This is a genomic window from Pseudomonas vranovensis (assembly GCF_040438935.1).
GTDB classification, from domain to species: domain Bacteria; phylum Pseudomonadota; class Gammaproteobacteria; order Pseudomonadales; family Pseudomonadaceae; genus Aquipseudomonas; species Aquipseudomonas vranovensis.
The window spans coordinates 3,919,364-3,931,009 of the sequence record NZ_CP159259.1; the positions used below are offsets into that span (position 1 = coordinate 3,919,364).

Here is an 11,646-nt window from a genome sequence, read left to right on the forward strand (position 1 = left end):
CCTCACGATTTTTCGAGGTGCGTATGAGCGAGCCGATTCGTCTGACCCAGTACAGCCATGGTGCCGGTTGTGGCTGCAAGATCTCTCCGAAGATGCTGGAAGTGATTCTTGCCGAAAGCGGTACCCAGGCGCTGGACCCGAACCTCTGGGTGGGCAACGCCTCGCGCGACGACGCGGCAGTCTACGCGCTGGACGAAGAGCGCGGTGTAGTTTCGACCACCGATTTCTTCATGCCCATTGTCGACGACCCCTATGACTTTGGTCGCATCGCCGCCACCAATGCCATCAGCGACATCTACGCCATGGGTGGCGACCCGCTGATGGCCATCGCCATTCTTGGCTGGCCGATCAATGTACTGGCCCCGGAAGTCGCCCGCGAAGTGATTCGTGGCGGTCGCGCCGTGTGCGCCGAAGCGGGTATTCCCCTGGCCGGCGGACACTCCATCGATGCCCCCGAGCCGATCTTCGGCCTGGCCGTGACCGGCGTCGTGCAAAAGCGCCACATGAAGCGCAACGACACCGCCACCGTGGGTTGCCGCCTGTACCTGACCAAGCCGCTGGGCATCGGCATCCTCACCACCGCCGAGAAAAAAGCCAAGCTGCGCGATCAGGACAAGGGCCTGGCTCGCGACTGGATGTGCACCCTCAATACCCCCGGCAGCCGCTTCGGCAAGCTCGATGGTGTCAAGGCCATGACCGACGTCACCGGCTTTGGCCTGCTCGGTCACCTGGTGGAACTGGCCGACGGCAGCGGCTTGAGCGCGCGCCTGACCTACAGCACCGTGCCGCGCCTGCCGAGCGTCGAGCACTACCTGGCCGAAGGTTGTGTACCTGGCGGCACCTTGCGCAACTTCGACAGCTACGGCGAGAAGATCGCGCCCCTGAGCGATGATCAGAAGCACCTGCTGTGCGACCCGCAAACCAGCGGTGGCCTGCTGGTGGCGGTAACGCCTGAAGGTGAAGCCGAGTTCCTTGCCGTCGCCACCGAACTGGGCCTGAACCTGGCCCCGATCGGCGAGTTGGTCGAGCGACAGAGCCATGCAGTTGAGGTGCTGTAATGCGTGACAACACCACCGACTACCGCCAACTGTTTTTGAACGATGTAGCGATGATGGACATGCGCGCCCCGGTCGAATTCGGCAAGGGCGCGTTCCCCAATGTGATCAACCTGCCGCTGATGAACGACCTGGAGCGGCAGAAGGTCGGCACCTGCTACAAGCAGCACGGCCAGCAAGCCGCGATTACCCTTGGCCATCAACTGGTCGACGGCCAGCTAAAGGACGAACGCATTGCCGCCTGGGCCGCGTTCGCCCGGGCCAACCCGCACGGTTACCTCTACTGTTTTCGTGGCGGCCTGCGCTCGCAGATTGCCCAGCAATGGCTCAAGGAAGAAGCCGGCATCGCCTACCCCAAGGTAGTTGGCGGCTACAAGGCCATGCGTAACTTCCTGTTCGAGACCACCCAGGGCGCCGTGGCCGAATGCGACTTCGTGCTGATCGGCGGCCTGACCGGCACCGGCAAGACTGAAGTACTGCAACTGCTGGACAACGCCATCGACCTGGAGGGCCATGCCAACCACCGTGGTTCCAGCTTCGGTAAACGTGCTACCGCGCAACCCGCGCAGATCGACTTCGAAAACCGCCTGGCCATCGACGTGCTGAAAAAACGCGCCCGGGGCATCGAGCAGTTCGTGCTTGAGGACGAAGGTCGCATCGTCGGCAGTTGTTCACTGCCTCTTGAGCTGTATCAGGGCATGCAGCAGTACCCACTGGTGTGGCTGGAAGACAGTTTCGACAACCGCGTCGAGCGGATTCTGGGCGACTACGTGATCAACCTGTGCGCCGAGTTCGTGGCCCTGCACGGTGACGAGCAAGGCTTCCCGCTGTTTGCCGAACGCCTGAACCAGAGCATGAACAACATCCTCAAGCGCCTGGGCGGCGAGCGTTATCAGCGCCTGTCGGCATTGCTGCAACAGGCGCTCGACGAGCAGCAGCGCAACGGCGACGTGGCCTTGCACCGTGCCTGGATCAGCGGGCTGCTCAGCGAGTACTACGACCCGATGTACGCCTACCACCGCGACAGCAAGGCCGGACGCATCGAGTTCTCCGGCAACCACACCGAGGTGCGCGAGTACCTGCGTGCCCGCGCCGCCCGTCGCTGATTAACCCGCCCTCAAGGCTCGCGCAGGTTCTGCAATTCGTCTGCCCGGGCCTTGGTCATGTTCAGCACACAGCCTGCGCCATTGAGCTGATCGATGGTGCCGCCGGTAAGGCTGAAGTACAGGCCGCAATTGGCGTCACGGTACTTGATCCATTGCCGCTGGGCCTCACGCAGCTTGCCTTGCTGCTCTGCTTCAAGACCCGCCATCGCGGCTTTGTAGGCGGCGTTCAGGCGGGTGTCCTGACGCTTGATCTCGGCGCCGTTGCAGTCATTCATGGCCAGGGTTGTCTGGGCGCTGCTCATGCATTGGCTGAAGGCGTCGTTGGCAGTGGCCAAAGGCGCTATGACGCTGAGCAGGGCGATGGCCAGCAGAGGCTTCATCAGGTGAACTCCTTGTAAACGAATGGGCCCGCCACAATAACCGAATTCCCCCTGCAGGAGCGGGCATGCCCCGCGATGCGGTGTGCCTGCAAAGTCACTATCGCGGGGCAAGTCGAGACGTCGCACCGCCGCTCCTACAGGCTTGGCGCAGCCATTGGTGGGCGGCATCGCCGTTCCGGCGTTGATGCCAGGCCTGCTGGAAGGCGAATGCCTTGATCGGCAACGGCGGCTCGAAGCGGCGCAGGCGCGGGTCCAGCTTGCCGCTGTCCAGGCTACGCCGCGCCACCGTGAGAATCAGGTCGGTGCCGGCGACCACTTCCTGGGCAGCCGCCCAATGCGGAAGCGCCAAGGCAACCCGGCGGCGGGCGCCGATGCCCTCCAGGGCCAGGTCGATCTCGTTGTCGATGCCTGGACGTACCGCCACCAGCACATGCGGCCGCGCCAGCCAGTCCTCCAGCCCCAGGCCGCCACGCGCAGGCAATACGCTGCGGTCAGCTACACAGGTGAAACGTTCCTCGAACAAGGTCTCGACCCGAAGCTCGGCCGACAATTGCGGGAACACACCCAGCGCAAGGTCCGCCTCGCCATCGAACAAATGCCCCAGCATCGCTTCCCGACTGCCCTGGATGACCACCAGGTCGATCCCCGGAGCCTCTTGCCTGAGCACTTTCATCAGCCCCGGCAACACCACCCGGGCCCCATAGTCCGACATCGCCAGGCGAAAGGTTCGCCGTGCCTTGCCCGGGTCGAAACCTGGGCTGGCGATCAACCCGTCGAGCTGCGCCAGCGCCTGCTGCAAAGGCTCGATCAGTGCCTGGGCGCGGGCCGTGGCCTGCAATCGTCCACCCCGACGCACCAGCAACGGGTCGCCGAACAATTCACGCAATTGCGCCAGCGCATGGCTGACCGCCGGCTGGCTGCGGTGCAGGCGAATAGCGGCCCTCGACACATGCTGTTCAACCAGCAGGGCATGCAGGGTCAGCAGCAGGTTCAAATCAATACGGCGCAGATCATCCATCAGGCGAATAGCTCCTGTGCAGCATTTGAATTTCCATTACCAAAGCGAATACCGAAGACTTTACCAAGCCACCAACAAGGAGTCTTGCCATGAACCTGTCTTTCGCCCCTGCTGCCTTGCTCCCCCTGGTCATTGCCTTGCTGGCGGGTGCCGCCGTGCCGTTTCAGGCGGGCAGTAACGCAGCACTGGGCCGCCTGCTGGGGCACCCCTTGTGGGCGTCGCTGGTGTCGCTTGGGGTCAGTGTGTTGATGGTGATCCCGGCATTATTGGTGCTACGTGCCCCCCTGCCGCAGGTCGGCGCGCTGGCCCAGGCGCCGTGGTGGGCATGGCTGGGCGGCGTGGCCGGTGTGGCCTACATCACCGCCGCGCTGGTACTGACGCCGCGCCTGGGCGCTGCAGGCTTTATCGTCTGCGTGATCGCAGGCCAGGTATTGTCTTCGTTGCTGATCGATCAGTGGGGGCTGATGGGCCTGCCGGAGCGGCCGGTGAACGGCCTGCGCCTGGCAGGTGTCGGCCTGATCGTGGTGGGCATGCTGGTGGTGCAGTGGGGGACCTCGACGTCCCGCTAGATGGCGTTGGGGGTCGAGGGTTGAACATAGGGTGGCGGCGCCAGCGCCCGGTCGATTTCGAACCTGAGGCTGGGCGCCTGTAGGGCGAAATGGACCACCAGCCCAAGCACCACCGCCAGGGCAGCGTCCGGCCAGTGCCAGCCAGGTACCGCCAGGCCTTGACGCGCCTTTTGACACCACCAGGCCTGCCCCAGGCAAAACCCGAGGATCGACAACAGCCACAAATAGAAGCCTGGAGCGAAATGCTCAAGGTTCAGGAAGTCATAACTGCGGTTGTCTGGTACCCGCTCGATGCCAAGACTGCTTAAGCCCAGCCCCAGAGCGCAGAGCCCAAGCAGCAACGAAAACCAGCGCCAGCGCCGGTGCAACAGGATTGCCAACCCCAGCAGCGGGTTGGCGAACCAGCCATACATACCGAACACGATGCCCCAAGGGCCGTACAACAACGCTTGCAACGCATGCAAGCGACCCCCGCCACTGAGGTACAGGGCGTTGAAGCTCAGGCAAGCCAAAAACAGCAGCAGCGTGATCGAGATGTAGCGGCGTGCAATCATCACACCGTCCGCTCAAGCAACAGCCCGTAGAGCCCCGAATCGGACAACTCCCCGCCCACGCACCAGCGTTCACGCAGGGTGCCTTCCAGCACAAAGCCCAACCGTTCAAGGGTGCGGGCCGAAGCCTGGTTGCGCGGATCGATCTCGGCCTCGAGGCGGCGCATGTTCAAGCCCTGCCCCAGGTACCGGACGAAGTGCTCCAGCGCCTCGCCCATGAAGCCCTGGCCCTGGGCATTACTGGCCAGGCAGTAGCCGATTTCGCCACGGCGCGACTCGGCTTCAATGTGATAGCACTGACACATACCTATCAGCTCGTCGCTGTCACGACGGTAAATCCCGAGCTTGAACAATTGCCCCTCGGCATAAGCCTGGCGATCGACAGCCAAGGCCGCCTGGGCTTCGGCCAGCTCACGCCAGGGGGCGTGATTCCAGAACCGCATGACCTGCGGATCGGCCATGATCGCAAACCAGGCCGCGGCATCGTCGCTGCCCATGGGGCGCAACTGCAAACGCGGAGTCAGCAGGCTGAGGTCCTGAGCAAAGGCATAGGGGTGCGACACGGGTAGAACTCCTGTTCTTGCCGAAAAGCCGCACAGTCTACCTCACCCTTAATGTGATACGCCCCTCAGGCGACCTCGGCCCCTTCATCCGGCCAGATCGGTTCGTTGGCTTCCAGCGGCGGCAGGCCATAGGCCGCACGTGCCGCATCGCAACTGGGGTTGGCATTGCCATCGACCCAGGCAGCCTCGAACTCACGGCAAGGCGTGGAGCGCTTCTCGTAAAGGGAGCAACTCACCCCTTTACCAATTTCGCCTTCAAGGCCGATACAGCGGCAGGGTTTGCTGTCGGTACCGATCATCGCCACACGGGTGGGGTTGATCTGGACCACCAGGTCGTCGGGCACCACACCACCTGCCGACTCACACTCGCCCCAGAAGAAAGACACACGGAAATACCCGCAGCAGGCGCCGCAGTTCAAGCAAGGATTATCGGACATGATGAGAAAAAGACGGGGGGCAGATTATCGTTATTGGGAGGAAACCCGCCGCCATTCTATGCTTCGGCAACGCTTTGAGAAGGGGGGTTAAGCAGAAATAATTGGCTTCTGACAGGCGGTTGAAGCCGGTTGAACGGATCGCGGGGCAAGCCCGTTCCCACACGCCTTGTGGGAGCGGGCTTGCCCCGCGATTTTTTACGACTGCTGTTTGCGGAACATCTGCCGAATACCCCGCACCGCCTGGCGGATACGGTCCTGGTTCTCGATCAGGGCAAAGCGCACGTGATCGTCACCGTAGTCACCAAAGCCGATGCCCGGCGACACACAGACCTTGGCTTCGGCCAGCAGTTTCTTGGAAAACTCCAGCGAGCCCAGGTGGGCATACTGCTCGGGGATCTTCGCCCAGACATACATGGACGCCTTGGGGTTCTCGACCATCCAGCCCAGCTCGTGCAAGCCCTTGACCAGCACGTTGCGACGCTGGCGGTACTGCTCGGCGATATCGCGCACACACTGCTGGTCGCCTTCGAGGGCGGCAATGGCAGCCACCTGCAGCGGGGTGAAGGTGCCGTAGTCGTGGTAGCTCTTGATCCGCGCCAGGGCGCTGACCAGTTCAGGGTTGCCAACCATGAAGCCGATACGCCAGCCAGCCATGTTGTAACTCTTGGACAAGGTGAAGAACTCCACCGCGATGTCCTTGGCGCCCGGCACCTGCATGATCGAAGGCGCCTTCCAGCCGTCGTAGACGATGTCGGCATAGGCCAGGTCGTGGATCACCAGCACATCGTACTGCTTGGCCAGGGCCACCACCCGCTCGAAGAAGTCCAGTTCCACGCACTGCGCGGTCGGGTTGGAAGGGAAGCCCAGGATCATCATCTTCGGCTTGGGGATCGACTCGCGGATCGCCCGCTCCAGTTCATTGAAGAAATCCACACCCGGTACCAACGGCACCGAACGCACCTGGGCCCCGGCAATCACTGCGCCGTAGATATGAATCGGGTAGCTGGGATTGGGCACCAGCACCGTGTCGCCATGGTCCAGGGTGGCGAGCATCAGGTGCGCCAGGCCTTCCTTGGAGCCGATGGTGACGATGGCTTCGCTTTCCGGGTCGATCTCGACCTCGTAGCGATCCTTGTACCAGCGCGAAATCGCCCGGCGCAGGCGTGGAATACCGCGGGAGGTCGAGTAGCCGTGGGTGTCTTCACGCTGGGCGACTTGCACCAGCTTTTCAACGATGTGCGGCGGCGTGGCCCCGTCGGGGTTGCCCATGCTCAGGTCGATGATGTCCTCGCCACGACGGCGTGCGGCCATCTTGAGTTCGGCGGTGATGTTGAAGACGTAGGGGGGGAGACGATCAATGCGCGCAAAGCGGCGCGGCGAACCTTGGTCAGCCATGGCTTCCTCGAAGACGTAAGCGCCCGGAACCGTCCGAGCGACGTTGGCCACTGCGGTGGCCGGAGCGAACAATAGAGCCTGGGTGGGGCGGCTGTCCAGCGAGCGAGGACAAATTTGAATGCAGCAACTTCTCTCCAGGTAAGTGCTCTGTCAAACTAATGATAACCATTAACAATAATATTAAGATTTTGTTTACCGACAGGAGCTGCAATGCCAACGTTGTCCACCCCGCCCCGCCCCCGCTCGCCCGGCACCCCAAGCCTCCTCGCCCTGGCCCTGTGCGCCGCCAGCGCCGGCCTGCAGGCCGCCGAGCCAGACAAACCGGCCGCTCCCGAGCACGCTCCGCAAGTGCTGGAACTGGGTACCACCGAGGTCACCAGCAACCAGTTGGGCACCATCACCGAAGGCAGCGGCTCCTACACACCCGGCACCATCGCCACCGCGACGCGGCTGGTGCTTACGCCCAAGGAAACCCCTCAGTCGATCTCTGTGGTAACCCGCCAGTTCATGGACGACTTCAACCTCAACGCCATCGACGACGTGATGCGCCATACTCCTGGCATCACGGTCTCGACGCTGGACAGCGAGCGGTCCACCTACTATTCCCGCGGGTACCCGATCCAGAACTACCAGTACGACGGCATTCCGACCTTACAGGACGGCGCCTACGCCGCCGGCAACAACCTCAGCGACACCGCCATCTACGACCGCATCGAAGTGATCAAGGGCGCCAACGGGCTGCTCTCTGGCGCCGGTGCCCCTGGTGCAGCGCTGAACTTTATCCGTAAGAAACCCACCTCCGAGTTCAGTGGCCATGTCACCGGCAGCGCAGGCTCCTGGGACAACTATCGCTCCGAAGTCGACGTTTCCGGCCCGCTCAACGAATCCGGTACGGTGCGCGGTCGCGCCGTCGCGGCCCTTCAGGACAAGCACTCATTCCAGGACCACTACGAGCGCCAGACCAACGTCTACTACGGAATCCTGGAAATGGACCTGGATGCAGACACCCTGTTGACCTTCGGCGCCGACTATCAGGACAGCGATCCGGAAGGCTCCAGCTGGGCCGCCATTCCCCTGTTCAACAGCAAAGGCGAGCTCAACAAGGTGTCGCGCTCGTTCAACCCCGGCACCCAATGGAGCAGCTGGGAGCAGTACACCCGTACCGTGTTCGCCAGCCTTGAACACAATTTCGCCGGCGGCTGGGTCAGCAAGCTCGAACTGAGCCACAAGATCAACGGCTACGACGCCGAACTGGGCTCGGTCAGCGGCGGCAACCCCAACCCTGACACCGGGGCGGGCACCAGCATGTACCTGGGTAAATACACCGGTGAAACCAAGACCAACACTGCCGAACTTTACGCTACCGGGCCTTTTGAACTGTTAGGTCGCCAGCATGAGCTGGTGGTCGGGGCCAGCTACTCGCAGGCCAAGTGGGACGGCAAGGGCTACTCCCCCGTCGCCAGCTACAACGGCAACGTCGAGAGTTTCTACGCCTGGAATGGCAAGGTGCCAAAACCCGAGTGGAGCCAGTGGGGCACCAATGACGAGACCACGCGCCAGACCGCGACCTACATTACCGCGCGCTTCAAACCCACTGACGACCTGGCACTGATTCTGGGCAGCCGCTTCGCCAACTTCAGCCGCTCAGGCGACAATGACCAGAGAGAATCCGGCCGGCCAGTGCCGTATGTTGGCGTGGTCTATGACCTCAACCCCAACTATGCCGTGTATGCCAGCTACACCAGTATTTTCAACCCGCAGTCCAACCAGGACCGCTTCGGCAAGACCCTGGACCCGAACGAAGGTGACAACTACGAGGTGGGTATCAAGGGCGAGTGGTTCGAGGGTCGCCTCAATGCCAGCCTGGCCTACTTCGAGACCCATGAAGACAACCGCGCCGAACTGGACCTGAGCGGCCAGCCGTCGCTGGTGCTCAGCCCCTACATGGCCATCACGGCCAAATCCAAAGGCTATGAAGCAGAAATCTCCGGTGAGCTGACACCCGGCTGGGAGCTGCAGGCCGGCTACACCCACAAGGTGATTCGCGACGAGAACGACAACAAGGTCTCGACCTGGGAGCCCGAAGACCAGGTCAGCCTGTTCACCAGCTACAAGTTGCCGGGAGCCCTGGAGCGTATGACCGTCGGTGGCGGCGCGCGCTGGCAGGGCAAGTCCTGGCAATCGGTGAGCAACCCGGTGCGCGGCCAGGAAGACTACACCCAGGAGGCCTACTGGCTGGTAGACCTGATGACCAGGTACCAGTTCACCGACAACCTCTCCGGGCAAGTCAACCTGAACAACCTGTTCGACAAGAAGTACTTCACCAACGTCGGCTTCTACAACTCGTACTACTACGGCGACCCACGCAACCTGAGCGTCAGCGCCCGCTATGACTTCTGAGTGAAGCTTCAGCGGATCGCCTTGTAAGCGTTTGAATCCCACCTGACAGGGGCGGCAAGGCCACTGTCAGGCTGGAACATCGCCCCCGTCACCCTGGAAAATGCCGTTCCCTCATCTCCCAGTGACACACAACGCTCTCCCTCCCTGGACGCGTACAGAACGGTGTAGGAGTAATCCCGCATGTTCTGGTACTCGTCGTCATCCCTGGCCATCGCGTGATGGTAGGCCTGCAGTTTGCTATCGCTGAGATTGAGCCTTTTATCCAGCTTGGCGCCCCAGCGCGTCAGGCAGACCTCGGCAAAGTGACGCACGATCAGGCCGGGCTCCATTAGCGCATTACCCTCGCTCGCACCGTCGAGCGATGCATTGCCCACCAGGGTCGCGTGGCGCCCCGGCAGCGGATAGAGATGGCAGCGCGTGCTGGGGTGGGTCTTGGGTATCACGCAATCGAACCCCCTGGAGCGCTCGTCGCGCGAATAAAACCCCACGTACTGTTTGACGTTTTCCCCAAGCTGGACCCGGTGGGCCTGGAAATTCAGCAACCCTGGCACCGGATCGATAGCAAAGATGTTGACCGGGATTTGTTCGAGCGCGCTGTCCTCGAGCATGGCATTGGCCAGCATGTGGCAACTCACGCCTCCCCGGCTCCAGCCGACGATGTTGACCTGGCTGGGAATCGGACCACCCACTCGAAACGTCTTGATGATCTGTTCCTGCAGTTGCTGGGGTGTCAGCAGGCGCTCGCCGAAGTCGTAGGTTCGCCAGAACCAGGAGCCGGTCTCCCCTACCTCTTCGATCGGTATCCCCGCAGCCTTGAGCTGCTGGTACTGCTGCTGGCTCAGCGCCTTGCGCTGCCAGCCACAGCGGCCCCTGATGATGTGCAGGGCATGGTCGACGTTCTCTTCCCAGCCACTGCCAAACAGCGTGCCCGTGGGGCCGTACAACTCGGTCTTGACGAACAGCTCATCGGCCTGCAGGTTGCCGCTGCCCGGCCCGTCGATAGCCACCCACTGGGCAAACTCGCGGCCTTGTTCATTGCTGGCCAGTGTGGATACCAACTCGCCGTTCCAGAAACTGGGGTTGGCGGTGTCGAAGCGGTGCGAACCAGTGCCGCAGAAATAGACAGTCAAGGTACTCACGGTGCGAACCCTCACAGTTGAATGGAAGGTCACGCTAATCGGCAATCCCCGTCGGGATCAGAGGGCAGCCATACCGCCACAAACAAAAACGCCCCGTACTTTGCAGCACGGGGCGTTCTTGATTACCCGCAATGAGATCAGTGCGCGTAGGTCAGCAGCAGCTCGGTCGGCACCTTGGTATCCAGCGACATCATCACGCTCAGGGCAGTGATAGTGAAGATCGAGAACACGAACAGCTTGCGCGCCCAGAGCCGGTCATCCACGGCCTTGTAGCCGGTCCAGGCCATGTACAACCAGTACATGCCCATGGCGGCAGCGACGGCCATGTAGCTCATGCCGGCGTAACCACCGATGGTGAGCATCAGGGTTGCCGCCAGGAATGCCACGATGTACCAGAGGATGTGCTTCTTGGCGACCAGGATGCCACGCTTGACCGGCAGGACCGGAATCGAGGCAGCCAGGTAGTCATTGAAGCGGAAGATCGCAATGGCATAGGAATGCGGCATCTGCCAGAGGCTGAACATCACCAGCAGGGTCAATGCAGCCAGGTCGAAGGTGTTGCTCACGGCGCAATAGCCGATCACCGGAGGCATGGCACCGGACAGGCTGCCAACCAGGGTGCCGTGCACCGATTTGCGCTTCAGGTACAGGCTGTAGAAACCCACGTAGATGACGAAGCCGATCAGGCCGAACAGCGCAGCCAGGGCATTGGCCTGCACATACAGCAGGCCAAGCCCGGCCACCCCGAGCAGGGTGGCGTAGGCCAGTGCGACTTTCAGCGAGATCTGGCCCTGAACCATTGCACGGTTCTTGGTGCGCTCCATCTTGATGTCGATGTCACGGTCGATGCAGTTGTTGAACACGCAACCGGACGCCACCACCAGCGAAGTGCCAATCACCGTGGCCAGGAACAGCATGAAGTCGACATGCCCTTGCGCGGCAAGGAAAAAACCGCCTGCCACAGAAAGCACGTTACCGAAAATGATCCCCGGTTTGGTGATTTGGATAAAGTGCTTAATGGACATGCCGTTTT

Annotated in this window: 12 protein-coding genes; 4 read left to right on the top strand and 8 right to left on the bottom strand. The window is 62.0% G+C overall.

The features are described from left to right. Positions 1-23 precede the first annotated feature (23 nt). Entirely contained in the window at positions 24-1,058 is a 1,035-nt protein-coding gene (selD, locus tag ABVN19_RS18295) for a selenide, water dikinase SelD (protein WP_028942737.1), read from the top strand. Further along, positions 1,058-2,161 carry a tRNA 2-selenouridine(34) synthase MnmH gene (gene mnmH / locus ABVN19_RS18300; protein ID WP_028942736.1) on the top strand — a complete coding sequence of 368 codons (1,104 nt, stop codon included), beginning with the start codon at positions 1,058-1,060 and terminating at the stop codon, positions 2,159-2,161. Before selD ends, mnmH begins: the two co-directional genes overlap by 1 nt. 11 nt (positions 2,162-2,172) lie before the next feature. Here mnmH and ABVN19_RS18305 read toward each other — a convergent pair whose 3' ends face one another. Together ABVN19_RS18305 and ABVN19_RS18310 are read right to left on the bottom strand one after the other, a co-directional pair. Next, positions 2,173-2,541: a lysozyme inhibitor LprI family protein gene (locus tag ABVN19_RS18305; protein ID WP_105641249.1), complete on the bottom strand. Its 369-nt coding sequence runs from the start codon at positions 2,539-2,541 to the stop codon at positions 2,173-2,175. A gap of 97 nt (positions 2,542-2,638) precedes the next feature. After that, entirely contained in the window at positions 2,639-3,559 is a 921-nt protein-coding gene (locus ABVN19_RS18310; RefSeq protein WP_051270475.1) for a LysR family transcriptional regulator, read from the bottom strand. Positions 3,560-3,648: 89 nt separating this feature from the next. Here ABVN19_RS18310 and ABVN19_RS18315 point away from each other — a divergent pair, with 89 nt between their 5' ends. Next, positions 3,649-4,128, top strand: coding sequence for a DMT family transporter (locus tag ABVN19_RS18315; RefSeq protein ID WP_028942734.1), 480 nt, complete (start codon positions 3,649-3,651; stop codon positions 4,126-4,128). Here the strand turns inward: ABVN19_RS18315 and ABVN19_RS18320 are convergent. From ABVN19_RS18320 to alaC, 4 genes are all read right to left on the bottom strand, one after another. After that, the gene (locus ABVN19_RS18320) at positions 4,125-4,679 is read right to left on the bottom strand and encodes a hypothetical protein (RefSeq protein ID WP_028942733.1); all 555 of its coding nucleotides are present in this window, start codon (positions 4,677-4,679) and stop codon (positions 4,125-4,127) included. The two genes, ABVN19_RS18315 and ABVN19_RS18320, sit on opposite strands and share 4 nt — an antisense overlap. 2 nt (positions 4,680-4,681) lie before the next feature. Beyond that, positions 4,682-5,242: a GNAT family protein gene (locus tag ABVN19_RS18325; protein WP_028942732.1), complete on the bottom strand. Its 561-nt coding sequence runs from the start codon at positions 5,240-5,242 to the stop codon at positions 4,682-4,684. A 65-nt stretch (positions 5,243-5,307) separates the two neighbouring features. After that, entirely contained in the window at positions 5,308-5,679 is a 372-nt protein-coding gene (locus ABVN19_RS18330; RefSeq protein ID WP_028942731.1) for a YkgJ family cysteine cluster protein, read from the bottom strand. Positions 5,680-5,874: 195 nt separating this feature from the next. After that, the gene (alaC, locus tag ABVN19_RS18335) at positions 5,875-7,074 is read right to left on the bottom strand and encodes an alanine transaminase (protein WP_028942730.1); all 1,200 of its coding nucleotides are present in this window, start codon (positions 7,072-7,074) and stop codon (positions 5,875-5,877) included. Between the two features lie 210 nt (positions 7,075-7,284). Between alaC and ABVN19_RS18340 the strand changes: the two genes are divergently transcribed. Then, complete coding sequence (locus tag ABVN19_RS18340) at positions 7,285-9,474, top strand: TonB-dependent siderophore receptor (protein ID WP_353632763.1); 2,190 nt, start codon at positions 7,285-7,287, stop codon at positions 9,472-9,474. A gap of 8 nt (positions 9,475-9,482) precedes the next feature. On the opposite strand, the gene ABVN19_RS18345 is transcribed toward ABVN19_RS18340, so the two are convergent. Further along, positions 9,483-10,613 carry a hypothetical protein gene (locus ABVN19_RS18345; protein ID WP_028942728.1) on the bottom strand — a complete coding sequence of 377 codons (1,131 nt, stop codon included), beginning with the start codon at positions 10,611-10,613 and terminating at the stop codon, positions 9,483-9,485. Between the two features lie 137 nt (positions 10,614-10,750). Continuing rightward, complete coding sequence (gene cyoE, locus ABVN19_RS18350) at positions 10,751-11,638, bottom strand: heme o synthase (RefSeq protein WP_028942727.1); 888 nt, start codon at positions 11,636-11,638, stop codon at positions 10,751-10,753. Between the last annotated feature and the right edge of the window lie 8 nt (positions 11,639-11,646).